Source organism: Ruegeria sp. CDSC051 (assembly GCF_059610665.1).
Genome location: NZ_JBXWOC010000003.1, coordinates 434364 through 460417 on the forward strand (window position 1 = coordinate 434364; position 26054 = coordinate 460417).

A 26054-nucleotide genomic window follows, 5' to 3' on the forward strand; every position below is an offset into this window, starting at 1 on the left:
GGCCTGAATCGGAGGGCATCATGGCACCATTAGATACCAAGCCATCAGGCGCGCCAAAGGGCGTCTGGAAGTCAGGTAAAGGCAAGGGGCGGCACACGCCCAAAGGCCGTCAGTTCACGGATGAGGCGGCGGCCGAGATTGCGCGCTTGCTGGGGGATCGCCCCCGCCGTCGCGACCTTTTGATCGAATTCCTGCATCTGATTCAGGACGAACACGGCCATATCAGCGCTGACCACATTGCCGCGCTTGCAGTCGAGATGCGGATCGGTCAGGCAGAGATCTATGAGACCGCCACCTTCTATGCCCATTTCGATGTGGTGAAAGAGGATGAAGCCCCGCCGCCCGCGCTGACCATCCGCGTCTGCGATTCCCTGTCCTGCGAAATGGCCGGTGCCCAGCAGTTGCAAAAGGCGTTGGAAGACGGTCTTGATCCTTCCAACGTCCGTGTCCTGCGTGCGCCTTGCATGGGTCGTTGCGATACTGCGCCTGTGCTGGAGATCGGGCATAACCATATCGACCATGCCACCCCTGAAAAGGTGCAGGCGGCGATTGCTGCGGATGATACCCACGCCCATTTACCCGCCTATGAAACCTTTGCAGCATATGAAGCAAACGGCGGCTATGCCAAGCTGAAGGAGCTGCGCGAGAGCGGTGATTGGGAGAAAGTACAGGAAGACATCCTGTCCTCGGGCTTGCGCGGTCTGGGTGGTGCTGGCTTCCCGTCCGGCAAGAAATGGGGCTTCGTTCGCATGAACGAAGGCACCCGCTATCTGGTAGTGAATGGCGATGAAGGCGAGCCTGGCACGTTCAAAGATCGCTTCTACCTCGAGCGCACGCCGCATGTCTTCCTTGAAGGCATGCTGATAGCTGCCTGGGCGGTAGAGGCCGAGACCTGCTTTATCTACATGCGCGATGAATATCCGGCGGTGCTGGAAATTCTACGCCGCGAGATTGCCGAGCTGGAACAAGCTGGCCTGGTTGAAAAGGGATATATCGATCTGCGCCGGGGCGCCGGTGCCTATATATGCGGCGAAGAATCCGCGATGATCGAGTCGATCGAAGGCAAGAAAGGCTTGCCGCGTCACCGGCCTCCGTTTGTGGCGCAGGTTGGGGTCTTTAACCGTCCGACCTTGGTGCACAATGTCGAGACGCTCTATTGGGTGTCGAAAATCTGCCGCGAAGGGCCCCAAGTGCTGAACAGCACGGAAAAGAATGGGCGCACGGGTCTGCGCAGCTATTCGGTCTCGGGCCGGGTGGCGCAGCCGGGCGTCTATCTGTTGCCTGCGGGATCGACCATATTGGATGTGATTGAGGCCGCTGGTGGCATGGCCGAGGGTCACGTTTTCAAAGCCTATCAACCGGGCGGGCCGTCTTCGGGCCTGTTGCCTGCGTCAATCGACGACGTGCCGCTGGATTTCGACACGCTGCAACCTCTGGGTACGTTTATCGGGTCGGCCGCCGTGGTGGTGCTGTCCGATCAGGACACTGCCCGCGACGCGGCGCTGAATATGCTGCGGTTTTTCGAGGATGAAAGCTGTGGCCAATGCACGCCCTGCCGGGCGGGCTGCGAAAAGGCGGTTAAGCTGATGCAGGCTGACACGTGGGACCAGGATTTACTGGAAGACCTGTGTCAGGTCATGGGCGATGCCTCGATCTGCGGTCTGGGGCAGGCGGCCCCGAACCCGATCCGCCTGGTCATGAAACATTTCGCTGACGAAATCTGAGGGAGACAGAGCCATGCTTGATGCAAGCCCAACCAAGACCGTCACCTTCAACCTGAACGGCGATGACGTCACCGTCCCCGAGGGCTGGACCATCTGGGAAGCCGCCAAGGGGCAGGGGTTCACCATTCCGCACCTGTGTCATAAGCCGCAGCCGGGCTATAAACCCGACGGCAACTGCCGCGCCTGCATGGTCGAGGTGGAAGGCGAGCGCACTCTTGTCGCTTCGTGCATTCGCCCTGCGGCGGACGGCATGGTGGTGAAAACCGACAGCGACCGTGCCGAGAAATCGCGCGCAATGGTCATGGAATTGCTGGTCGCCGATCAACCCGAAGAGGCGCACGATAAATCCAGCCATTTCTGGGACATGGCCGAACTGAACGATGTCAGCAACAGCCGGTTCCCTGCCAAAGAGGCCGAGAAAATCCCGTTGCTGGATGACAGCCATATCGCGATGCGGGTTAATCTGGATGCTTGCATCAACTGCAACCTCTGCGTCCGGGCCTGCCGGGATGTGCAGGTCAATGATGTGATCGGGATGGCCGGGCGTGGTCACACCGCGCAAGTGGTGTTCGATCAGAACGACCCGATGGGCGATTCAACTTGTGTGGCCTGTGGTGAATGCGTTCAGGCCTGTCCGACCGGTGCATTGATGCCAGCCACTGTGTTGGACGAAAAGCAGCAGGGCGACAGCAAGGATTATGATTCCGAGACCGAAAGCGTCTGCCCGTTCTGCGGCGTCGGCTGCAAGGTCTCGCTGAAGGTCAAGGACGGCAAGGTCAAGTATGTCGAAGGCATCAACGGCCCGGCCAACGAAGGCCGCTTGTGCGTCAAAGGCCGCTTTGGTTTCGACTACATCCACCACCCACACCGCCTGACCAAACCGCTGATCCGGCGTGAGGATGCGCCCGCCAAGGGGTTGAATGTCGACCCTTCGAACCTGTCGACCCATTTCCGCGAAGCGACCTGGGAAGAGGCGATGGACCTGGCGTCCTCCAGACTGAAGGTGTTGCGCGATCAGGACCCACGCAATGTCGCGGGCTTTGGCTCGGCCAAATGCACCAACGAAGAAGCATATCTGTTCCAGAAGTTCATTCGTCAGGGATTTGGGCACAACAATGTCGACCACTGCACGCGTCTGTGCCACGCCTCATCGGTGGCGGCGCTGATTGAAAACGTCGGTTCGGGTGCTGTGACCGCAACCTTTAACGAGATCGAAAACGCGGATGTGGCCATCATCATCGGGGCCAACCCGATTGAGAACCACCCCGTTGCGGCGACCTATTTCAAGCAGTTCACCAAGCGCGGCGGCAAGCTGATCGTGATGGACCCACGTGGTGTCGGCATGCGTAAATTTGCCGATGAGATGCTGCAATTCCGCCCCGGTGCCGATGTCTCGATGCTGAACGCGATCATGAACGTGATCGTAGAGGAAGAGCTGTATGACAGCCAGTACATCCACCGCTGGACCGAGAACTGGGAGGCCGAGAAGGAACACCTGCGCGCCTTCACCCCCGAAGCGATGGCCCCGATCTGCGGTATCGAACCCGATCAGTTGCGCCGCGTGGCGCGCATCTTTGCACAGGCCAAGGCCGGGCTTATTTTCTGGGGTATGGGTGTCAGTCAGCATATCCACGGCACTGACAATTCGCGCTGCCTGATCTCGCTGGCGTTGATGACCGGCAACGTTGGTAAACCCGGCGCGGGCCTGCACCCGCTGCGCGGTCAGAACAACGTGCAGGGCGCGTCGGACGCGGGCCTGATCCCGATGTTCCTGCCCGATTACAAAACGGTGACCGATGACAACATCCGGGCACAGTTCACCTCGGTCTGGGGATCTGAGGATTTCTCGAACGAAAAAGGCCTGACCGTCACTGAAATCATCGATCAAGCATATGCGGGCAATATCAAGGGCATGTATATTCAGGGTGAAAACCCAGCCATGTCCGACCCCGATGTTGGCCACGCGCGGGACGCGCTGGCCAAGCTGGAGTTGATGATCGTGCAGGACATCTTCCTGACCGAAACGGCGAACTACGCCGACATCATCCTGCCTGCCTCGGCGCTGTATGAAAAGAACGGCACCGTGTCGAACACCAACCGTCAGGTACAACGAGTGCGTCCGGCTGTGGCGCCTCCGGGCGAGGCGCGCGAGGATTGGAAAATCACCGTCGAACTTGCGCAGCGCATTGGTCTGAACTGGTCTTATTCGGATGTGTCCGAAGTGTTTGCCGAGATGAAGCTGACGATGGAGTCTCTCGACAACATCACCTGGGAGCGGCTGGAGACCGAAACAATCACCTACCCGTCGCTGTCTGAGACCGATCCGGGCCAAGCGATTGTGTTTGGTGATGGCTTCCCTCGTGCCGATGGGCGGGCCAAGTTCACTCCTGCCAGTGTGATCCAGCCGGATGAAGCGCCGGATGAGGAGTATCCGATGATCGCCACCACGGGTCGTCAGCTTGAACATTGGCACACAGGGTCAATGACCCGCCGAGCCACGGTGCTGGATGCGGTTGAACCAGAGGCCAACTGTTCGATGAACCCGCGCCAGTTGAAGCTGATGGGAATTGAACCGGGCGAGACCATTCGCCTGACCACCCGTCGCGGCTCGATCGAGATCATGGTGCGTGCCGACCGGGCGATTGCAGAGGACATGGTGTTCATCCCCTTTGCCTATGTTGAGGCGGCGGCGAATATCCTGACCAACTCGGCCATCGACCCTTATGGTAAAATCCCTGAGTTCAAATTCTCGGCCATTCGAGTTGAAAAGATCGAAGACGCAATCGCGGCTGAGTAAGAGTGTCGGAGTAGAATTTTTGAGGGCGGCCTTGCGAGGTCGCCCTTTTAGGTTTCCGCGACGTCAACGCGGAAATAGGCATTTCCCACTCAGCTTTGCGCCATTTGCGCCATATTTCTCTGGTTTCAGCAATTTTGAGCCTAAGAAAACGCCACCAAAGCGCCCATTTTGCGGTCGTCAGGTTAGGTCTTGATTGGGTTTGGAAACGAAATTGGGGAACCGATTGCGCAGGGCCCGAACCTGTGGGCAGTCGGGCCTAGGCGCCGAAGCCGAAATAGATGGTAGTAGCGCGATCAGAGCAACAAGGGCTGAATGAAACCGCAAGACGTGTATAACGATTTGAAACAGGCTGAGCTTTCGTTTGTTGTATTGCCGGGTATGTCGGTTGATGCGATCCTGAGCGAAGTCCTTAGTTTTTTCCTGTCCAGAAACTTCCTGATGTTTCTGCCTGCTTTGATGCTGCTGCTCATTGGTGCGACGCCGTCATTGTTTGCTGAACCGCTAAACGGGCTGGGGCGCACGATCTATTGGATGTGCGGATTGCTGGGGTATATGGGCTCGGTGGTGCTGATGTTGCTTTTTGAAGCATTCTGCAGCCGATATCTGGGCATCAAACGGTTTTTCACCCCGCTGACATGTTTTCCCATTGCGTATGGGGCGATGAAGTTTGCCCAATTCGCAACGACAATGGTTTTCAGTACATTTCTGTCTTTCAGCTTTGAAAACTCGCCGCTTTTGCTGCCTCAGTACTTTCTCGTCGTTGGAATTGAAGTGATCGTAATCGTTTGGGTTTTTCCACCTTATCTGGCCCGCCTGCGCGCCGGCGATCCGCAACCCGAGGACGAGCCGGATAGCAGAGTCGAATCCCGTGTTCCTGTGGCCAATGGTTTAGTGTCCGCCAATGGGCAAAATTTTTTGGCCAAGGACATTTTGTTCGTTCAGGCTCAGCAGCACTATGTCACCCTGCGTGTAGATGAAAAAGAAGTGCTGGTGCGTTCAACGTTCAAAGGCATCCTATCGCAAATGCCAGAATGCTATGGCCTACAGGTGCATCGGTCCTTTTGGGTTGCCAATCGGTGTGTGGATATTGCTCAAAGCCTGAATGAAGTCGGATATCTGGTTCTGGGCTGCGGCAAAAAGATCGCTATCGCCCGTAGTCGGCACGGCGCCGTGCGTGATTGGCTGTCCGAGATGGCGTCAGCGGAAAGCCCGGCAACAGTCAAAGCTTCACCACAACAAACCTGACATCGTTCGGCAGAAACATCCGGCTTATCGGTTCGTTTAGATAATCCACCTTCCCATCGCTACTGGGTACAGAATACGCAGTGGATGGGAAGGTGGGCAGTTCAATATTTTTAGTAATGAAACGACTTGAATTTTGATCTTTTGCTTTCCCCGATTTTGAGTTTTTCCCCCTCTATAATCAGGTCGTACTGGTCAACACGTCACTCGATAAAGGCGCCGCAAAACCAGGCGCTGCCTTCTTTTCCTGCATAGGCACGGACCTGGCAATGAAATTGGTACGAAACGTCAAAAATTCGAAACGAACAGGAATGAAAATTCGTGTCGCACGAAATGAATAGAGCGACTTGTGCATTCGCTGTCATGTTAAGAAGTTGATAGTAAAGGGGTTAATGAAATTCCCTGCCTTCCTGTGATTTGGCCCGAAACTGTTGTCACAGATACAGAGTTCCGCGCAGGATTAGTAGTCGCGCTCGAAAAAGACACCCAATCCCGTTTCCCCCCGCCCGTCAACGGTTCCGCGCATGGTGATATTATCGGTGACGTCCAGATTGAGGTTCACTTCGGTATTTCCTTCGGTGTTCACGTTGAAGTCGGTATAGAGATTATCACCCAGATACGCCCCGGCGCCCAAAATTCCGCCGCTTGACGTTGCTCCGATATCGACTGTGTCGACACCGGTCGATTCCCTCAGACCCTTGGTCGCATCCCCTCCTGCACCGCTGAGTTGCGCCAACGAAGCCGCCATCTGGGCAATGACAAAGGGCGACAGCTCAGAGAAACGGTTGCCAAACAACAGCATGGCCAGCGCCTCTTCTGCTGGCCGTTCCGGATCCGAGAACACGTTGACCTCGGGGGCGTCCAGCGGCCCGGCGATTTCGATTGTAGCGGTCCCGTCCGAGGTGCTGTTTGAGGATTCAAATTCGATATAGGGTGTCAAGTCGCCTTGTAGGGTCACGATACCTTTTGTCAGGGCCAGCCTGCGGCCCAGAATGTCGAAATTGCCTCGGATTAGAGCGATCTGACCCGAAGGAATGATCGAGGTTGTTGTACCGCCTATGTACAGCTGTCCGCCGAGTTCGGCATTCACGCCTCGACCTCGGACAAACACGGCTTTGGGGGCGAGCAGAGCGATGTCCAGCGCAATACGGGAATCGCTTTGGGTGGCATCGTCCTGTTTTACCAAACGGGCACGTTCCCGAGTCCTATAGCTGGCCGCGTTTTCGTTGATATGTTCGATCTCTGGTATGGGCGCAGCGCCAACCGCACCCGAGGCGGCGGCGAGGTTAATATTGGTTTCCTCGAATGTAATTTGCCCGACTATTGTGCTGTTGCCCGCCAAAGCTCCGGTCATTGCGATTTGCCCGTTCAGGATCGTCTCGTACAAAAGCTGATCCGTCAGCACGAGACGATTGAGCGTGGTCGTAATTTGCGCATTGAACGGAGGCGTCAGGTCAATCGGGCCCGCGACGGTGAAATTACCCCCGGCGCGGGTTCCACCATTTAGGGAGATGTTGGCGCGGTTGTTGGCCAACTCGACCGCGCCGCTGATGCCGGTAATGGTCTGACCGGCACCCGGTATCGCCAACGAGGTTCCAGAGGTCGTGATCGACCCGCTGAGCGCCTCAAGCGAGGGTTGGCCATTCAAGCTAAGGTCGTACCGCGCAGTCCCGTCGATTTGGTTGGGGGTGATGAACAGGTTTGCGATACCGATATTAACCCCGCCTTGCGCATTCAGATCGGCGTTTCCTGTGGTTTCATCGAACGTGCCCGAGATTTCGCCGGTGATCTGTGCCGGACCCTGCGCCGAAGAGTTGATGGTCCAGACGCCTGCCTTGCGCTTTGCGGTCCCATTGGCGGTGATTGTACCTGGAAAGTCTGGGGCGAAACGCTCGACCTTGTTTAGCTCGGCGTCAAAGTCCAAGTCTGCCGATCCGTCAGAGCCGACCGACCCCGTCAGCGACGCGTATGAACTGTCCGGCCCACGCAAGCTGACTCTTCCTTCAAGGCCCGAAGCTGTTGGTGCGGCGTTGCCTTCCAGCGTCAGTGGTCCTGACAACGTCTTGGAAATCCGCGCCAGATCGTCCAGTTTTACCGAATAGCTCAGCCCGCCGGTCTCTTTGCTGACCTGACCCGAAGCGTCTGCGGTCAAGGCGGTGCCCCGCAGTTTGAAGTTTTGGACATTCAGACCCTGATCACTGTTCTCGGCATCGACACGCAGCCTCGTTCGACCTTCGATCAGTTTGTCGACGAGACTGATGCCAATCTGGACGTCCTGCGCATCGACATCGCCGGCTATGTCGAAGGTCTGGCTGGACAAAGCTCCGTTGCCATTGATATCCGCGGTAACCGACCCGGCAAGATCCCGGCCCGCGAGGTCCGAAAATAGCGAAAGATCAGGGACAGTCACCTGTGCCTGACCATCAAGAACCAGATTGCCGGTTGGGTCATTGATCGACGCGCTCACCTGTGCTGTCAGGGCCCGTCCGTTGATGGTGGCTTTGCGTATGTCGATAAGGTCTCCCGTTTTCGCACCATCCCAGGTGATCACGGTTTTGCCTGCAAGCAGAGGATCGACTTCGGACATACCTGTCTGCAGATCCTGCGTCGTAATGCTGGCCGTGCCATCAAACTCTTGCGTCTGCAGGGTGCCTTTGCCGTCCATTTGGGCGCTGAGCGACCCGCCCAGCTGCCGCTGGGCCAGCCCGGAAAAGACCGAGAGGTCGGGCGCGTTGAGGCTGGCCTGACCGTCGATTGTCAGATTGCCATCAGGCGTGGTCACTTCGCCACTTGCCTGTGCCTGCGCGGCCTGACCGTTCAGTTTGAACTCGCGTATGGATATTCCATCCGCCCCACGGCGAGCATCCAGAGCGATGGTGGTCTGGCCGGTGATTACGGGGTCGATATCGTTGCGGCCCGTAGACAGGTTGTTGCCCTGAACAACAATTTTGCCATCAAAGCTGCCCTCAAGCGGAGAGCCCTTGCCCTGAACCTCTGCCGACGCCGACCCTGCCAGTTCCAACTGGGCAAGGCCAGAGAACCGGGACAGGTCGGTAGCGTCCAGCGTTGCTTTGCCATCAACAGCCAATCCGCTGGTTAATCCGCTAATCAGCGTGTCCAGGGCCAGAGTGTAATCCGACCCGACCAGTTCGAAACCGGACAATGTCAGCGACTGGTCATCGCCATACTCAAATTGCCCGTCCAGCGTGATGCGGTCTCCGACGGCTGTGTTCAGGTTCGGATCGGTCAGATCTATGCCAGTGACGCTGGCCTGCAGATCGCCGTTCACCGTAAATCCAAGGGTCTGATCGAGCACGCCTTGCGCGATAATTTGCATGCTCTCAAGTTCGGCCTGGGGGGATTTGAACTTATCTGCTGTCAGGCTAAGATCCCAGAGATTGCCGTTCTTCTGATCAAACAAGGTCGAGATCTGCGCGGACTTGATCGTTTTGTCACCACCGCCAACCGGAAGCGTGACCGCCTGTCCCTGCGGCGGGGTAATGCGTCCCTGCAAGGCGGCAAACTGCAATGTGCCACCTTCGGCAAGGGCCAACTTCCCCTCAAGGTTTAGGGCCTGCGTTGCAAGCTGAAGATCGGACAGGTCCAGCGCCCCTTCGGGCAGGGTCTGACCCTGCACGAACAGCCGCGAGTCCGTCCCGAAAAACGGGTCGATGGCAGGGCCGACGAAAGGAGTCAGGTCTCCGTTCAGATCGGCGGTAAATGCTATGCCTTCCGCAGTGTCGTCAGGGGTCGAACCAAGCCGAACCTGCCCGGCCAGACGCTGCTGCCCGTCACTGCTCAGCCCGATATCGGCGGTGAAATCCGTCAGCGGTCCGGCACCTTTTGCCGTCAGCTCGATCGTTGGGCTGTCGGGAATGTTCAAAGCGGTCGAAATAAGCCCGCCGGATGCCTCGGCCACGTTCAGGTCCAGATTGATCTCGCTTGTCGAGTTGTCGAACCCGGCGGTCAGTGTGATCTCATCTCCGGCACGATCCAGCCGCACCACGTCGAGATTGGTGTCCAGCGTTCCATCAGCAAGCGACAGATTGCCGGTGACGGATAAGTCGGCGGCTACCCCAATCAGCGGCTGCCCCAGCGACAGCTGATCCACGCGGATTTCGCCGATTTCAACTGCGACAGGCAGCTCGGGCAGCTGGAATGTCTGGGTTTCCGCAGAAGGAGGAGGGGCATCTTTGGTTGTGGCGCCCGGCGCACGGGCTACGTCGATCTCTTGCGCTGTCAGCGCATTGACCGAGAACCGCCCACGTATCAGGGCCAGTCTGTTCCAATCCAGTTCGGCATCTTTGATGGTCAGCCAGACGCCCTCATCATCCGATACGGTGATCTCTGCGATTGTGGCCCGTGCGCTCAGCGCGCCTTGCAAGCCTTTGACGGTTACGTTCTGATCATCACCGGACAGGGTATCCTGCAGAAACTGCTCTAGCATACTGCCGCCTTCGTCCTGCGCCAGAACGGGGTAGGGTACCCACAGCAGAACAGCCGCCAAAACTGGATATGAGAAACGATGTGTCAAAATGCCTGACCAATTCCGATGTAAAACTGCAATCCGTCCCCGGTGCCGCCCTGAACGGGAAGGGCGAGATCAAGACGCAGGGGGCCAAAACCACCGAGGTCATATCTGATACCAAGCCCGGCGCCGGAATGGCTCTCTGCGGCGCTGCTGACAAACGAGGACGTGTCGACAACACCATAATCATAAAACCCGACCAGCGATATTGTCTCGGTGATTTTGCCGCGAACTTCGCCAGATAGACCGAGGAAAGACTTGCCGCCAGCAACCTCATTGCCAACAGGAATGCCGAGGCTTTCATAGGGCTGACCGCGCACAGTGCCCGCACCGCCCGAAAAGAACAGGAAATCGGGTGTGACCCCGTCCAAAGCGGGTCCTACAATTGACCCAATCTGGACCCGTCCTGCCAGCACGAGACGACCTTGCGTCCGCAGACTGGTATAGGCACGCGCGTCCGCAAACATCCTGAGGCCTGTTTCTGTGTCGGACAGGCCGACAAATGGCATCACACGGGCATCCAGGTAATAGCCATTGGTGGCGCTGACCTTGCTGTCCCTTTCATCCCATTCTGATCGGAACGGCATGATAAAATAGCGGAACTTACGCCCGTCGCCATAGGCGTCATCTGCATCCGACCACTGAAACCCGGCGGATGCTTCGGCGTATAGGCGGTCTGAAAATGTGCGTCTTGCACCATAGGCCAGAGACGTCACCGTCACGTTGTAATTGTCGGTGTTGCGACGTTCCAGAAGGGCGCTCCAGAACGTACTGTCATCGGGGCCCAGCCGGTCGGGCTGATCCAGCCGCAGCCCGATGCGCCCGTCCAGATCCTCGGCCCCGCCAATATTGCGCAACGATGCCTCAAACCGCAGGCGTTGGGCGCGGCGGAACACGTTGCGATGCGTCCAGGTCGTCGACAGCTCCATCCCATCGCGCGAGGCCACTTCCAAACCGAAGGTCAGGCGGCGTTTGGGCATGTCTTCAAGATAGACATCGAAATCCAGGGAGCCATCAGGGTTGGGAGTGTCGTGCTCTTCGATCGAGACAATATTAAACGTGCCGGTGCGGCGAAGCCGGGTTCCGACCTTTTGCACCTGCTGGGGGGAATACACCTCTCCGGTTGGGAAGCCGGCGATTTGTTCGACGGACCTGTGGCGAACATCGCTGTCGCCTTTGATGTACATTTTTCCAAAGCTCAGACGCGGTCCCGGGGCGAGGTCAATGCGGGAATCCAGCTTTGCTTGGGCGTGGCGGGCAATGACTTTCTGGCCGCTGACCTCGGCCTTGGCATGACCAGCGTCACGCCATCCCTGCACGCCTGCTGACGCGGCTTGCTGAATGGCGCCGGTGGTGGCCAGTTTGCCCGTCGCATAGTCTTCGGGAAGAACCGTTTCGGTCGCGATCGGCCGGACCACCGCCTGGCCAAATGTGAAGGTTGGGCCGGTTTTAACAGCAATCACGATTTTGTTGATCTGATTGGGCACGTTGAGTGAGCTGAGTTCCGCCGCCTCTTTCCCGTCCAGTTTAATGCTGACGACGGGACTGAAATAGCCTTCGTCATAAAGGATCTGAACAATGGTGGTATAGTCCGACAGGGCCGCTGACAAAAGTTCAAGCGGTGTGTCCAGCCCGCGGGATTCTGCGGTTGTCACCGATGCGGTATCTTCGATCCGTTCAACCAGCGCTTTCGGAGCGCCCGGTGCCGTGAGGACGGTTTCCAATGCGGCCAGCGATGTGGGTAATGTGGCGACGACTATTCCGAACAGACAATTTCTCACAAAGCTGCATTGTCTTATTCGCTGCATCTATTGGCTCCAGCTGCCCCAACTAGAAATTAACTTCGGCGCCTTTTCGGATGTGGCGGCCCCTTAAGGATAGTTAGAACATCTGTAATCGTGTAGGGGAAGCGTTTATCGTTTGGCCAAGAAAATTAGCGGAACAAGTGATGGCTCAGTGCCAGTTCAAAGGCCAGCATTGCGGAACCAGCGAATGATCGCCGCGCGATCTTCCGGTTCCATATAGGTGACATTTGCGGGTGGCATGGCGTGACTGACACCGGCCTGCAGGTAAATCTGTTTCGCATTGCGGGCGATGTCACCTTGGGTTTCCAGAAGAATGCCTTTTGGCGCCCACAGGATGCCGTCCCAAACCGGTTCGCGCGCATGGCACATGGAACAGCGCCCCAGAACGACATCATGTGCCTGTTCGAACCCGTCTGCTGCTGCGTATTTCTGTTCAAATGCGGTGAGCGGCTGTGCCTCGGCCTCCTCCAGAGGTTTGTACATAGGCGCGGTGGACAGCCACATGATGGCGATGAACAGAAGAGCGGTCACCAGCCAGGTCCAGGTCGGATCACCGGCGCGGGCGTGGCGTGTATTGAAGTAGTGACGAATTGTGACACCCATCAGAAATACCAGCGCCGCAATGATCCAGTTGTATTGGGTGGCAAAGGCCAGCGGGTAGTGGTTCGAAAGCATCAGGAAAACCACTGGCAAGGTCAGATAGTTGTTATGAGTCGAACGCAACTTGGCGATCTTGCCGTATTTCGGGTCCGGGGTGCGGCCATTCTTAAGGTCGTCTACGACGATGCGCTGGTTCGGCATGATGATGAAGAATACATTCGCTGTCATGATCGTGGCGGTGAATGCGCCCAGATGCAGCATCATCGCGCGCCCGGTGAATATCTGGTTGTACCCCCAGCCCATCACCACCAGCAGGACAAACAGCAGCACCATCAGTAATGTTGGGCGCTCACCCAGGCCGGATTTGCACAGGAAGTCGTAGATCAGCCAGCCAATAGTCAACGAGGCAGCCGAGATCAGAATGCCCTGCCACAGTGCCAGATCGGCCTTTTGCGCATCAATCAGATAAAGCTCTCCACCAACCCAGTAGACGATCATCAACAGCGCAGCTCCGCTAAGCCAGGTGGCATAGCTTTCCCATTTGAACCAGGTCAGATGATCCGGCATCCGCTCGGGTGCGACGAGGTATTTCTGAATATGGTAAAAGCCGCCGCCATGTACCTGCCATTCTTCCCCGTCGGCGGGGCCGGGGATATCCCGATTCAGGCCAAGGTCCAGAGCGATGAAGTAAAAGGATGATCCGATCCAGGCGATAGCAGTGATTACGTGCAGCCAGCGCACAGCAAATGCCATCCAATCCCAGAACACGGCGAATTCAAACATGAGAGTTCTCTCCAGTAGGTTATAGTCACCCTAGGCAAACTGGCTTTTCTTCGGTATTCCCGTATATTGTCAAACTGTATCAAAAAAAACGATAAGATGTCCTATCTCGACAATATTCGCACCTTCGTTCGTGTCTATGATCTGGGCAGCATGTCTGCTGCCGGGAGGGATTTGCGTGTTTCACCGGCGGTGACTTCGGCGCGAATATCACAGCTTGAGGATCATTTGGGCGTGCGTCTGTTTCAGCGGACTACACGTAACCTCAGCCCGACCGAGCAGGGACGTGCGTTTTACCCCGGAGCGGTTGCGGTCCTGGATGCTGTAGATGAAGCCGAGGCGCAGGTTGTTCACCTGACCGAAGCTCCCCGCGGGTCACTATTCGTAGCCGCGCCTTTGGGCGTCGGGCGCAGGTTATTAGCCCCACATGTGCCGGATTTTCTCTCGGAATACCCCGAAATTGATGTGCGATTGCGCCTGACCGACAGGTCAGTGGACCTGACGACCGAAGGATTGGATCTGGCCTTTTTCATTGGTCAGCCCGAGGACAGCACCCTGCGTATTCGCAAGATCGCGGATTGCGCGCGGGTTCTGTGTGCCGCACCGGACTATGTAAAACGTAGGGGGATGCCGCAAAACGGAGCCGATCTTGTGTCCGACAAGCACGAGTGTCTTAACCTGCGGTATCCCGGTGCTGCAGAGTTTCAGTGGATGCTGGAAACTCCAGACGGGCCAAGACGTTATGCCGTGTCGGGCCGGTTTGAATGCGATGACGGAGATGTTTTGACCGATTGGGCGTTGTCAGGGCAGGGGATCGCGATGAAACCTGTGTTTGAGGCAGCGGAACATCTCAAGGCAGGACGTCTGGTGGTGGTTGCGAAGGAGACACCTCCTGTCTCTGTTCAGATGGCGTGTCTCTATACCCATCGACGTCACCAGGATCCCAAGGCGCGTTTGTTCATGGATTTCATGATCGCGCGAATTGGCAAGGTTGTTCAAAACTCGGACATCAACGGTTAGCAAAGGCTCCCGGCCGCGCGTAGCTTTTCTCGAAGGGCTGTAACCGTCACTATCCGCGCCGCGCCCAACGGGTGCGGCGCCCGGCTCAACAGGAGGAGGCCCGGCAGGGGCGATAGACGGGCGGAAGGTTCGCCCGGTCAGTTAGCTGCCACGATACGTGGAGTAGCTGTATGGCGAAAGCAAGAGCGGCACATGATAGTGGGCGTCTGCTTCAGACATACCAAACCTGATTGGAATCTCATCCAGGAACAGCGGTTCGTCATCCGCCTGGCCAGAGGCGCGCAGATAGTCACCCGCGCTGAAAACAAGCTCATATTCCCCGGTTTCAAAGTTTGCTTGCGGTAGTATTGGGCTGTCTGTTCGCCCGTCTGCATTGGTCAGCATCTCAGCCAGTTTGTGGCGTCCGTCCTGGGTAATCGCGTACAGAGCAATTTTCAGCCCCTCTGCAGGACAGCCTTTGGCGGTGTCCAGAACATGGGTTGTCAGGTATCCTGCCACGCGTTTCTCCTCATATTCCAATCACCGCAACGAGTGGCTGTTGAAAACCGCAAACTGCAATCGAGTATTGTTTGACGCAGTCTGGGGCGAAACCCGAGACTTTGGGAATGCCGAAAGAAAAGGAAACAGCGTTCGGATTGATTTGATAATACTGCTTCCAATTCTGCGGTAAAGCGTAGGTAGTGTAACACAACTGAGACGGAACATTCATGCAGCCCCCTCGCTATCCCCGTGACATGATCGGATACGGAGCCAACCCGCCAAACGCCCAGTGGCCTGGCGGAGCAAATCTGGCCGTTCAGATTGTGCTGAACTACGAAGAGGGTGGCGAGAACTGCGTGCTTCACGGTGATGCCGCGTCTGAGGCCTTTCTGTCCGAGATTGTCGGCGCAGCGCAATGGCCAGACCAGCGTCATTGGAACATGGAATCGATCTATGAATACGGGTCGCGGGCAGGGTTCTGGCGTCTGCACCGCTTGATGCAGGACTTGCCCATAACCGTTTACGGTGTTGCTTCGGCGCTGGCACGGTCGCCCGATCAGGTTGCCGCCATGAAAGACGCAGGTTGGGAGATCGCAAGTCACGGCCTGAAATGGGTCGAACATAAGGATATGTCTGAAGCGGAAGAGCGCGCTCAAATAGAAGAGGCCATCCGCCTGCATGCTGAGGTCGTGGGGGAACGTCCCTATGGTTGGTATACCGGCCGGTGTTCCGAGAACACCGTGCGTCTGGTGGCAGAAGAGGGGGGCTTTGCCTATGTGGCGGACACCTATGCGGATGATCTGCCCTATTGGATGCAGGCCTCTGGCCGGGACCAGTTGATCGTACCATATACTCTCGATTGTAACGATATGCGCTTTGCAACGCCGCAAGGTTTCAATTCGGGCGATCAGTTCTATTCCTATCTCAAAGACAGTTTCGACGCGCTTTATTCCGAGGGTGAAGCCGGTGCGCCCAAGATGTTGTCGATCGGTCTGCATTGCCGCCTGATCGGTCGTCCAGGTCGGGTCATGGCGCTGAAACGGTTTCTGGATTATGCGCGTGGGCACTCGGATGTCTGGTTCGCGACCCGTCTGGAGATCGCCCAGCATTGGGCAGCGCAGCACCCGCCTGTATCAGGTCCAAAGCCGTCAGAAATGGCGCGGGACGCTTTCGTTGCCGCTTATGGCGGGATCTTCGAACATTCGGCTTGGATTGCAGAGCGCGCCCATGGGCTGGAACTCGGCGCGGCTCACGATACTGCCGGCGGGTTGCATAACGCACTGACGCGCATGTTCCGTTCGGCCTCGGATGAGGAGCGGCTGGGCGTGCTGACCGCGCACCCTGATCTGGCGGGCAAACTGGCACAGGCCAAGCGGCTGACACAGGAAAGCACGGCGGAGCAGTCCTCGGCAGGGCTGGATGCGCTGACGGATGCCGAACGCGATGCCTTCACCGATCTGAATAGGCGCTATACCGACAAGTTCGGATTTCCCTTCATTATCGCTGTGCGTGATCATGACAAAGCCTCTATCCAGCAGGCGTTTCAGCGGCGGATAGATCAGGACCGGGACACAGAATTCGCCGAGGCCTGCCGACAGGTCGAGCGTATTGCCGAATTCCGCCTGAGGGATGTGCTGCCTTCATGAAACAGATCCGGACTGTTCCTTTAACGCCTGACGCTTTTGCCCCGTTCGGAGATGTGATCGAGGCATCGGGCGACCCGGACAAGATCATCAACCAGGGCCAGTGCGGGCGTTTTCATGACCGGGCGGCCCTTGATTTCGCGGGCGGCCGCGCCGGGATCAGCCTGTTCAACGCCAACCCCCGAACCCTGCCGTACCAGTTGGATATGGTTGAACGGCATCCTGATGGCAGTCAGGCCTTTGTGCCCATGACCCATCAACCCTTTCTGGTCATTGTAGCACCAGATGTTGACGGGCAGCCGGGCGAGCCGTGTGCCTTTGTCACCCGGCCCGGTCAGGTGGTGAATTATCATCGTGGGACGTGGCACGGCGTTTTGACACCGTTGCATGGCCCTGGATTGTTCGCCGTTGTTGATCGGATCGGCGATGGGTCCAACCTGGAAGAATACTGGTTCGATACCCCATATCAGGTGGTGTCGTAGCCAAATGAAGCCGCAGCATAAGCGGTAAGACCCCCGTGAATCTGACAGAGAGGACAGTAACTCATGGCTGACACTTCAATAGGGACACCCGAACAGCTTCGGGATCCAAATTATACCCCGGCGCTGCACAAGGCAGTTCCGCTGGGCATTCAACATGTTCTGGCGATGTTCGTTTCGAACGTGACGCCTGCGATCATCGTTGCAGGGGCCGCCGGGTTCGGGTTCGGTTCGAACTCCCCCGATTTTCCCGAACTGCTGTACCTGATCCAGATGTCGATGCTGTTTGCCGGCGTCGCGACCTTGCTGCAAACGGTGACGATTGGCCCGGTAGGAGCGGCTTTGCCTATTGTTCAGGGCACCAGCTTTGCCTTTCTGCCGATCATGATCCCGCTGGTTGCCGGCAAAGGCGTCGATGGTCTGGCCGCATTGTTTGGCGGTGTCATTATCGGTGGGGTGTTCCATGCCCTGCTGGGCACGGTGATTGGCAAAATCCGTTTTGCCTTGCCACCTCTGGTCACAGGCCTTGTGGTGACAATGATTGGTCTGGCGTTGGTCAAGGTCGGCATTCAATACGCCGCCGGAGGGGTTCCGGCCATTGGAACGCCCGAATACGGCTCGGCGCTGAACTGGTCGGCTGCAATGGTCGTCGTGGTCGTGACGCTGGGGCTCAAGTTCTTTACCCGCGGAATGCTTTCGGTTTCTGCCGTTCTGATTGGTCTTGCGGTTGGGTATCTCTATGCCCTGATGGTTGGCATGATCACGTTTGAGGCAATCGGAACAAGCTGGAGCCGCGCTGCAACTTTCGCCCTGCCTGTGCCCTTCAAGTATGGGTTCGAGTTCTCATTCGCCGCCATAATCGGGTTCTGTCTGATGGCCTTTGTTTCGGCAGTTGAGACGGTGGGGGATGTGTCGGGTGTGACCAAAGGCGGAGCCGGGCGCGAAGCCACGGACAAGGAAATCACCGGTGCAACCTATGCTGACGGCTTCGGCTCGGCCCTGGCGGGCGTGTTCGGCGGCTTACCCAACACGTCGTTCAGCCAGAATGTCGGGCTGATCGCGATGACCGGCGTCATGAGCCGAAATGTCGTCACCATCGGCGCCTTGTTTCTGATCCTGTGCGGCCTGGTGCCCAAGGTTGGCGCGATCATCCGCACCGTTCCGATCGAAGTACTGGGCGGTGGCGTCATCGTCATGTTCGGGATGGTTGTCGCCGCGGGTGTTTCGATGTTGTCCGATGTGGATTGGAATCGGCGCAACATGGTGATCTTTGCCATCGCGCTGTCAATCGGGTTCGGCCTCCAGCTCGAGCCGGGTGCGGTGCAACACTTGCCCGATACTCTGGGCATCCTGATGAAAAGCGGGCTGCTGCCTGCGGCTCTGATCGCCATCGTGCTGAACCTGATCCTGCCGGATGAGTTGGCCGATGAGGCAACCGAAGAAGTTTCGGGCGGCATGTCGGGGCACGGGTCGGGCAGCCTTCCCGGCAAGTAACGGAAAGAAAACCGGCGGATCGCGTTAGGTCGCGATCCGCCTATGTGTCGGCCATCAAACGAGCGACATCCAGCATGCGGGCTGAAAACCCCCATTCATTGTCATACCAGCCAAAAACACGAACCTGAGTTTCGCCGATCTGCCGGGTTTCTGGCCCTGCAATGATCAGAGATTCCGGCCGCGTCCGCAAATCGGATGACACCAGCGGCTCATCCGTCCAACCCAGAACGGGAGACTCTGCAACGGCTGCACGTAGGGCGGTTTCAAAACCCTCGGCACTCATCCCGCGTTCCAATGTCACGATCAGATCGATTGCCGAGACGCTTGCGGTCGGCACCCTGACTGCCGCGCCCGAGATGCGCCCGGCCAGATGGGGCAGGACTTCGTCTATCAGGTGCATAGCGCTGGTGGTGGTCGGGACCATCGACAGCGCTCCGGCGCGTGACCGTGCCAGATCACCACGCGGAGCGTCGATCATCGGCTGGCTGTTGGTGTAGCAGTGGATGGTGGTCATATGGCCCGACGCGACACCAGCGATCCCGTCCAGAACCTTGACCAGCGGAGCCAGCCCGTTGGTGGTGCAAGAGGCATTTGACACGATCCGCGCATTGCCCAGCTGATCCTCATTTGCACCCAGAACGATTGTGGCCTCGGTCGCAGGCGATGGGCCGGAAATCAGTACTTTCCTTGCCCCTGCGGTCAGGCCCTGACTAGCAACATCCGATGTCCGGGCAACGCCGGTGCAGTCCATCAGGACATCTACACCGGACAGATCAACCCGGCTGAGGTTGGGGCTGTGTGTAACAGGAATAGCGTGCCCATCGACAACCAGTTGTGCAGTTCCCTGTTCCACTTTGCCCGGATAGGGCCCGAAAGTGCTGTCGTACTTGAACAGATAGGCGCAGGTCTCTAGCGGTGCGATGTCGTTGATCAGCACCAGTTCGATGTCGTAACCGAGCGGCATGGCCAGAAGCTGCCGCAAAATCGTGCGGCCGATGCGGCCGAATCCGTTAATTGCGAGTTTCATGCGCAAGCTATGGCAGTGGCTTGAATTAACCTCAATGCCAGTTTCCTGTCCGGGTCAGTTACAGCTGACCTGTGAAAAGAACTGGCCCGAGATGTTCTGGTACATGCTGGCCACAATCGGCTTGCACCCGGTTGCCTGCTGAATCGCCGCGATGGCCTGAATAGTGCGCAGCCGGGGCGGGGGGCCGAATGGGTTGAGATTGTTGTTATCACGTGTGGCACGGTATACGACCGGAGCTTCCGAAACCTGGGTAATGGCCCAGGTACGGCTCATGACGTTGACGGTATTCGTCTCTTTGGCGGTTGCAGGGTTCACATCCAGGGCCGTCAGGCCGATTGCAGCCGCCAGTGCCAGCGTTACATTGCGCAGTGCCATCGTACAATCTCCTGAACTAAAACCGTTTGTTATTCCACCAGATTACCGCGCTTGCCGAGTTCCGCCAAGGCCGAATTTATCCTAGCGCCCGCCTGGTGAAAGAGGCATCTGGCGGTTCACATCTTTGTACAGCAGATACCGGAACCGCCCGGGACCGCCCGCATAGCACGCCTGAGGGCAAAAGGCGCGCAGCCACATAAAGTCTCCGGCTTCGACCTCGACCCAGTCCTGATTCAGCCGGTAAACGGCTTTGCCTTCCAGCACATACAGCCCGTGTTCCATGACATGGGTTTCGGCAAATGGGATCACGCCACCCGGTTCGAAAGTCACGATGTTCACATGCATATCGTGGCGCAGGTCCTGCGGATCCGCGAAACGTGTTGTGGCCCAGCGACCCTCGGTTCCCGGCATTTCGATCGGGGCGACCTCTTGCTCATTGGTGATGATCGGGTCCGGCGCGGGCAGGCCGGGCACTGCCTCATAAGCCTTTCGAACCCAATGAAACCGCGCTGGCTGCTCCGTATGGTTGCGCAACGCCCATTTGGAACCAGCGGGGATATAGGCATATCCACCAGTTTCCAAAACGTGAACACTTCCCTCAAGCGTCAATGTGACCGCCCCTTCGACAACGAACAACACCGCCTGCGCTTCGGGGTCCGTTTCGGGCGTATCGCTACCGCCACCGGGTTGGACCTCCATGATGTATTGCGAAAAGGTTTCGGCGAACCCGCTAAGGGGGCGTGCCAAAACCCACAGGCGGGTGTTTTCCCAGAAGGGCAGATAGCTGGTGACGATGTCGCGCATCGTACCCTTGGGTATAACGGCATAGGCCTCGGTGAACATGGCGCGATCTGTTAACAGGGTGTCCTGTCCGGGGTGTCCGCCATGGGGCGCATAATAAGTCGGGTGTGCCATCAAATGCCTCTGGTTCGTGTTTCGTGCACTATGCGAGGGACGCTCGGCATGGCCTAGCGTCAGAGTTGCAATAGGTTTCTTCGGGATAATTTGAAGGTTGCAGACTAGGGCTTGGCCCTGTGCCTTCCCGGGTATATCCTTGAATGTAAATTGGTTGCAGAATTGCGAGGCGGTATGAGAATTTGGGGATCACTATTAGTTGCAGGTGTTCTGGTGCTGAGCATTGGTGTTGCCGGCAGCGCGAAACCGCTGTCGCGCATCATCGCAGAGTCGGGGTTGAGCCCGGATGATTTCACATTGCTGAGTGCAACCACAGACACCATGCTGGGCAGTGGTTTGCCGCAGGTTGGTGCCGAAAGTGAATGGATCAGCACCGAGACCGGGGCCAAGGGCACCGTCCGTGTGCGCGAGGTCCGCGATAATTGCGTGCATCTGCAGCATTTTATCCGACCTCCGAGTGCCGAGCAGACCCGTGAGATCAGAACCCGCAGGTGCCAGGATGCCAATGGTAACTGGATTTTCACACCCTAATTGGGTTGCTATACCCGCGCGCGACGCAGGTTATTGACGGCTATACGGTCGCCAGTCTCCGGTTACTGCACCCGTTTAATCTCATATGGGGTGGGTGACGTCCCGTCACCCAACTGGACATCATGACGGTGGCTAAGTCATTCTCGGCCCAAAGGTAATGCCCGTGTGTCGGGGCGGAGGAGAAAACTCATGAACATGTCATTCGGCCTGCGCGAGGAAAACCGCGAACTGCTGACCCGCGTAACAGAGATGATCCGAAATGAAGTCATGCCGCTGGAAGAAGAGTTCCATGCTGAAATCAACAAAGGTGACCGCTGGCAATATACCGACCGGCAGGCGGATATCCTTGAAGGGTTGAAGGCCAAGGCCAAGGCGGCGGGATTGTGGAACTTCTGGCTGACCGACAGTGAAAAAGGGCTGGGTTTGACAACTGTGGAATACGCCTTTTTTGCTGAAGAAATGGGTAAGACCCCGCTGGGTGCCGAAATCTTCAACTGTTCGGCCCCAGATACGGGCAACATGGAAGTATTCGAGCGGTACGGGTCCGAAAAGATGAAGCAAGAGTGGCTCAAGCCGCTGCTCGATGGGCAAATCCGTTCGGCCTATCTGATGACCGAACCGGATGTCGCCTCGTCTGATGCCACCAATGTTTCGATGTCCTGTGTGCTGGACGGCGAATCCTACGTTCTGAATGGCGAGAAATGGTGGGCCTCAGGCGCCGGTGATCCGCGGTGCAAGGTCTATATCGTCATGGTCCGGACTGGCGGTGATGACTTGCCTGTTCACAAACGCCAGTCGATGATCGTGGTGCCGGCGGGAACGCCCGGGATCGAGGTGCTGCGCCCGATGGAAGTCTACGGCCATGATGATGCGCCGCACGGGCATATGCATATTCGCTTTACCAATGTCCGGGTGCCTGCCGAGAATATCCTGCTGGGCGAAGGGCGCGGGTTCGAGATCGCTCAGGGTCGATTGGGGCCGGGACGTATTCACCACTGTATGCGCGCTATTGGGCAAGCAGAGATGGCCCTGGAGCAGATGTGCAAACGGTCGCTGCAACGCGAAGCATTTGGCAAGAAGCTGGCGCAGCTTGGGGCGAATTTCGATATTATAGCCGAATGCCGGATGGAGATCGAAATGGCCCGGCTACTTTGCCTCAAGGCTGCTTGGTACATGGATCAGGGCGATGCGCGCGCGGCGGCCCCGTGGATCAGCCAGATCAAGGTCGTGGCCCCGCGGGTCGCATTGAAGGTGATTGATGAGGCGGTGCAGATGTATGGCGGGCAAGGGGTAAGTCAGGACACGCCGCTGGCGACCGCGTGGACGCATGTACGGACCCTGCGGCTGGCCGATGGGCCGGACGCGGTGCATCGTCGTCAGGTCGCACGGACCGAGCTGAAAAAGCATACACAGGAAAAGGTCTGAGGTCCCAAGTGGTCTTGAAATCTGACATGTCCAGGTTGCCTTATTTCAGACTTCGCGCGGATGGGGTTTTTGTCGGCAATGACCCGGCGCGGGGTCCGTGGTCTGCCGAACATTGCCATGCTGGTCCGGTCAGCGGTCTGATCGTGCGCGCCGCGGAATCTGAAATTGGTCCGGACAAGATGCTGACCCGGCTGACGGTCGATCTGCTGCGCCCGCTGCCCCTGTCCGGGTTGCGGGTTGCGGCCGAGACGACGCGGCACACCAGAACGCTAGCGACCACTCGGGTTACTGTGCACGATCTGGACAACACTTTATGCGCCGTAGCCACAACTATGCACCTTGCCCGCCGCGACCTTGGCCAGGTTCCCAATGTCGCTCTCTCATCTCCGCAACTGGCGGACACGGTGGACGGCCCATTTCCCATCGGCGAAATTCGGCACGATCTTCCGGGGTTCGCGACCTATTCCGATGTCCTCTATCCCAAGGGTGGAAATCAGGGCGTCGGTCCCAAAACGATCTGGATGCGCACGCCTCCGTTGCTTGGGGAGGAGGTGCAATCTCCGATTCAGGCGCTGTGTCCACTGGCTGATTGCGGCAATGGCATTTCGTGGAATGCCCCCACAACCGAGATGGGGTTCATGAATACCGATCTGACGATTCAGGTGCACCGCGAGCCGGTCTCGGATTGGCTGGCCTCCGAGTCTGTCTGCCATTGGCAGCCCTCGGGTATCGGCATGTCGCAATCGGTTTTGTATGACACCGAAGGGCCGGTTGGAACAGCCCTGCAGACCCTTGTGTTGTTCCCACCTGCCTGAGCCATCGGCCAGCTTCTGCGCGCCCGGCCCAAATGGGATTGCCGGGCGCAGGCCGACACCCTATCTTTCGCCCATGCGCTGGCTTGTGACCCTAGTGACCTGCTGTTTGCCGATCCCGGCGATGACGCACCCGCATGTCTTTATCGACACGGGGCTGGAATTCATTGTGGACGATTCCGGGCAGCTGACCCATGTCCGTGTGACCTGGGCCTATGACGAGTTCTACTCATTGCTTGTCCTCGAAGACATGAAGCTGGATCAGGATGGCGACGGTCTTCTAAGTGAAAGCGAACAGGATTTCCTGTCCGGGTTCGATGCACAGTGGGATCAAGGCTATAACGGCGATCTGGTCGTCTGGTCCGAGGCTGAGGTATTGCCGCTTTCTGGCCCACTTGAGCCGAAAGCATTGATGGAGGACGGGCGCATCGTGACCTCGCATCTGCGCAGTGTCGAAGGGGGGCCTGTACCGGCCACCGCCTTATCGGTGAAGGCGTTTGATGAGACATATTACACCGCATATGACCTGACGCGCCCGGTGACGGTTTCGGGGAGTAAGACCTGCCAGATTGACCGCTTCGAGCCGGATGTCGACGGACAGCTTGCCCAAATGCAGGCGTTTCTGCTGACGCTGGATGCCAATTACGACGTTGAGGAAAATGACATCCCGATGGTGGGCGAAAACTTTGCAACCGAGATCCGTATTTCATGTCCAAATACCTAATTGTCCCGTTTGTTCTGGCGGTCGGAGTTCTGCTCTGGTTCTGGTTCAGCGGCGGGTTTGACCAACTTGCGGCATGGGCTGCCGGTGAACAGCGTGCATTTCAGAACCAGATTGCGCGGTCTCTGCGCGCTGCCCGCGCCGAACAACCTCAGGCGGTCATGACTTTGTTGACGGTGTGCTTCGCTTACGGGTTCTTCCACGCCATCGGTCCTGGGCATGGCAAAGTCCTGATCGGTGGCTATGGGCTTGGTCGGCGTGTGGCGTTCTGGCGGCTTTCAGCGATCAGTGTGTTGTCCAGCCTTGGACAGGCCGTAACCGCGATTGTTCTGGTCTATGCCGGTGTGCTGGTGTTCCAGATGTCTCGGGAAAGACTGGTCGACACAACGGAGCAAATCATGGCCCCAGTCAGCTATGGGGCGATCACTGCGATCGGGCTTTGGCTAGTGTTTCGCGCCTTGCGGAGCTTTGCCAAACGCAGCCGGGATCACGGCGCAGATCATCATCACCACGATCACGAAACCTGTTCGGATTGCGGCCACCGGCATGGTCCGTCTGCGGATGAGGTGGCGCAGGTCGGTAGCCTGCGCGAGGCGGCGTTGCTGATCGCTGGAATCGCCGCACGCCCCTGTACCGGGGCGCTGTTTGTGTTGATCCTGACCTGGCAGATGGGCATCGCCATCGTTGGCATCGCCGGGGCGTTCTGCATGGCGCTGGGCACTGCGACTGTCACCACTCTGGTAGGGTGGACCTCATTCGGTCTGCGCGGGGGGATGCTGGCCTCGGCCTCAGCGACGCGGTTTGCACAGGTGCTGGCCCCAACCATCGAGCTGGTCGCTGGGTTGTTGATAGCGGTGATAGCTGGCGGGTTGTTGCTGAGCGCGCTTTAGTCGAACACCGGGTTCGGATAGCCGACCCGCGCAAGATACAGCCCCTGTGGCGGGCAAACCGGCCCGCAGGCGGCACGATCCTCAGCTTGCAGCGCGTCGCGCACATCTTCGGGCGTCCAAGACCCGGCGCCGACACGTTCCAGCGTGCCAACAAAGCTTCGCACCTGATTGTGCAGGAACGAACGTGCCCGGACGTGGAAATGAACCTCGGGACCTGAAAAGCCCTGCACCTGTTCCACACGCAACTCATCCAGCGTCTTGACCGGGCTGGTCGCCTGACAGATCGTGGACCGGAACGTGGTGAAATCATGCCGTCCGATCAGCATGTCCGCCGCGGCCTGCATCGCCTCAATGTCCAACGGTTGGCTGACCTGCCAAACCTGCCCCGCGTCATGGGTTGCAGGCGCGCGGCGCATCAGGATGCGAAACAGATATTGCCGTTCAAGCGCCGAGAACCGCGCATGCCAGTCATCGTCCACCCGTGCGGCTTTCACGATGGCCACTGGTTGCGGCTTGAGGTGATAGTTCAGCGCTTCGGACAGTCGGAAAGGGTCCCATTCCTTGATCAGGTCGCAATGGGCGACCTGTCCTAGCGCGTGGACACCGGCATCGGTGCGACCCGCCGCAGCGATCGTATGATCCCCCGGTTGTATCTGCGACAATGCCTCTTCGATCGCCCCCTGAACCGAGGGCTGACCTTTCTGCCTTTGCCACCCGGCAAACGGCTTTCCGTGATATTCGACTTTCAACGCGTATCTGGGCATGG

The 26054-nt window shown here is 57.9% G+C and carries 20 protein-coding genes; 12 read left to right on the top strand and 8 right to left on the bottom strand.

The window, feature by feature from the left end; translation table 11 throughout:
• Window positions 1–20: 20 nt before the first annotated feature.
• From AC2FH0_RS10335 to AC2FH0_RS10345, 3 genes are all read left to right on the top strand, one after another.
• Window positions 21–1724 carry an NAD(P)H-dependent oxidoreductase subunit E gene (locus AC2FH0_RS10335; protein WP_496709662.1) on the top strand — a complete coding sequence of 568 codons (1704 nt, stop codon included), beginning with the start codon at window positions 21–23 and terminating at the stop codon, window positions 1722–1724.
• A gap of 13 nt (window positions 1725–1737) precedes the next feature.
• Window positions 1738–4521 carry a formate dehydrogenase subunit alpha gene (gene fdhF / locus AC2FH0_RS10340; RefSeq protein ID WP_496692310.1) on the top strand — a complete coding sequence of 928 codons (2784 nt, stop codon included), beginning with the start codon at window positions 1738–1740 and terminating at the stop codon, window positions 4519–4521.
• 312 nt (window positions 4522–4833) lie between these two features.
• The gene (locus AC2FH0_RS10345) at window positions 4834–5766 is read left to right on the top strand and encodes a LytTR family DNA-binding domain-containing protein (protein ID WP_496692311.1); all 933 of its coding nucleotides are present in this window, start codon (window positions 4834–4836) and stop codon (window positions 5764–5766) included.
• A 457-nt stretch (window positions 5767–6223) separates the two neighbouring features.
• Here AC2FH0_RS10345 and AC2FH0_RS10350 read toward each other — a convergent pair whose 3' ends face one another.
• From AC2FH0_RS10350 to AC2FH0_RS10360, 3 genes are all read right to left on the bottom strand, one after another.
• On the bottom strand, window positions 6224–10297 hold the full coding sequence (locus tag AC2FH0_RS10350; RefSeq protein WP_496789261.1) for a translocation/assembly module TamB domain-containing protein: 4074 nt from the start codon (window positions 10295–10297) through the stop codon (window positions 6224–6226).
• The gene (locus AC2FH0_RS10355) at window positions 10294–12099 is read right to left on the bottom strand and encodes an autotransporter assembly complex protein TamA (RefSeq protein WP_282022395.1); all 1806 of its coding nucleotides are present in this window, start codon (window positions 12097–12099) and stop codon (window positions 10294–10296) included. The genes AC2FH0_RS10350 and AC2FH0_RS10355 overlap by 4 nt, the downstream gene beginning before the upstream one ends.
• Window positions 12100–12255: 156 nt before the next feature.
• The gene (locus AC2FH0_RS10360) at window positions 12256–13479 is read right to left on the bottom strand and encodes a urate hydroxylase PuuD (protein ID WP_142640105.1); all 1224 of its coding nucleotides are present in this window, start codon (window positions 13477–13479) and stop codon (window positions 12256–12258) included.
• Window positions 13480–13575: 96 nt separating this feature from the next.
• Between AC2FH0_RS10360 and AC2FH0_RS10365 the strand changes: the two genes are divergently transcribed.
• Window positions 13576–14496: a LysR family transcriptional regulator gene (locus AC2FH0_RS10365; protein ID WP_281973831.1), complete on the top strand. Its 921-nt coding sequence runs from the start codon at window positions 13576–13578 to the stop codon at window positions 14494–14496.
• A gap of 141 nt (window positions 14497–14637) precedes the next feature.
• Here the strand turns inward: AC2FH0_RS10365 and uraH are convergent, their stop codons facing one another.
• Window positions 14638–14994, bottom strand: a complete 357-nt coding sequence (gene uraH / locus AC2FH0_RS10370) for a hydroxyisourate hydrolase (RefSeq protein WP_142640109.1) — start codon at window positions 14992–14994, stop codon at window positions 14638–14640.
• 209 nt (window positions 14995–15203) lie between these two features.
• Between uraH and puuE the strand changes: the two genes are divergently transcribed.
• The 3 genes from puuE to AC2FH0_RS10385 all read left to right on the top strand — a co-directional run bounded on the left by puuE (window position 15204) and on the right by AC2FH0_RS10385 (window position 18592).
• A complete protein-coding gene (puuE, locus tag AC2FH0_RS10375) occupies window positions 15204–16622 on the top strand; it encodes an allantoinase PuuE (protein WP_496749192.1) in 1419 nt (472 codons plus the stop codon).
• Window positions 16619–17101, top strand: coding sequence for an ureidoglycolate lyase (locus tag AC2FH0_RS10380; RefSeq protein ID WP_496789263.1), 483 nt, complete (start codon window positions 16619–16621; stop codon window positions 17099–17101). The genes puuE and AC2FH0_RS10380 overlap by 4 nt, the downstream gene beginning before the upstream one ends.
• Before the next feature lie 63 nt (window positions 17102–17164).
• Window positions 17165–18592, top strand: coding sequence for a uracil-xanthine permease family protein (locus AC2FH0_RS10385; RefSeq protein WP_496789264.1), 1428 nt, complete (start codon window positions 17165–17167; stop codon window positions 18590–18592).
• A 40-nt stretch (window positions 18593–18632) separates the two neighbouring features.
• Here the strand turns inward: AC2FH0_RS10385 and AC2FH0_RS10390 are convergent, their stop codons facing one another.
• The 3 genes from AC2FH0_RS10390 to AC2FH0_RS10400 form a co-directional block, all read right to left on the bottom strand.
• On the bottom strand, window positions 18633–19619 hold the full coding sequence (locus tag AC2FH0_RS10390; protein ID WP_496789265.1) for a type I glyceraldehyde-3-phosphate dehydrogenase: 987 nt from the start codon (window positions 19617–19619) through the stop codon (window positions 18633–18635).
• A 54-nt stretch (window positions 19620–19673) separates the two neighbouring features.
• Window positions 19674–19994, bottom strand: coding sequence for a hypothetical protein (locus tag AC2FH0_RS10395; protein ID WP_496709656.1), 321 nt, complete (start codon window positions 19992–19994; stop codon window positions 19674–19676).
• An 81-nt stretch (window positions 19995–20075) separates the two neighbouring features.
• Entirely contained in the window at window positions 20076–20909 is an 834-nt protein-coding gene (locus tag AC2FH0_RS10400) for a bifunctional allantoicase/(S)-ureidoglycine aminohydrolase (protein WP_496789267.1), read from the bottom strand.
• A 174-nt stretch (window positions 20910–21083) separates the two neighbouring features.
• On the opposite strand from AC2FH0_RS10400, the gene AC2FH0_RS10405 reads away from it, so the two are divergent.
• The 5 genes from AC2FH0_RS10405 to AC2FH0_RS10425 all read left to right on the top strand — a co-directional run bounded on the left by AC2FH0_RS10405 (window position 21084) and on the right by AC2FH0_RS10425 (window position 25288).
• Window positions 21084–21440 (top strand): hypothetical protein, encoded by a 357-nt coding sequence (locus AC2FH0_RS10405; protein WP_496701077.1) that lies wholly within the window; start codon window positions 21084–21086, stop codon window positions 21438–21440.
• A 189-nt stretch (window positions 21441–21629) separates the two neighbouring features.
• The gene (locus AC2FH0_RS10410) at window positions 21630–22865 is read left to right on the top strand and encodes an acyl-CoA dehydrogenase family protein (protein ID WP_496694652.1); all 1236 of its coding nucleotides are present in this window, start codon (window positions 21630–21632) and stop codon (window positions 22863–22865) included.
• A 26-nt stretch (window positions 22866–22891) separates the two neighbouring features.
• The gene (locus AC2FH0_RS10415) at window positions 22892–23680 is read left to right on the top strand and encodes a thioesterase family protein (RefSeq protein ID WP_496789269.1); all 789 of its coding nucleotides are present in this window, start codon (window positions 22892–22894) and stop codon (window positions 23678–23680) included.
• A gap of 73 nt (window positions 23681–23753) precedes the next feature.
• Window positions 23754–24401, top strand: a complete 648-nt coding sequence (locus AC2FH0_RS10420; RefSeq protein ID WP_496789270.1) for a DUF1007 family protein — start codon at window positions 23754–23756, stop codon at window positions 24399–24401.
• Window positions 24386–25288, top strand: a complete 903-nt coding sequence (locus AC2FH0_RS10425; protein ID WP_496709654.1) for a nickel/cobalt transporter — start codon at window positions 24386–24388, stop codon at window positions 25286–25288. The genes AC2FH0_RS10420 and AC2FH0_RS10425 overlap by 16 nt, the downstream gene beginning before the upstream one ends.
• Here the strand turns inward: AC2FH0_RS10425 and truA are convergent.
• Window positions 25285–26052 (bottom strand): tRNA pseudouridine(38-40) synthase TruA, encoded by a 768-nt coding sequence (gene truA / locus AC2FH0_RS10430; protein ID WP_496789271.1) that lies wholly within the window; start codon window positions 26050–26052, stop codon window positions 25285–25287. The two genes, AC2FH0_RS10425 and truA, sit on opposite strands and share 4 nt — an antisense overlap.
• Window positions 26053–26054 lie beyond the last annotated feature (2 nt).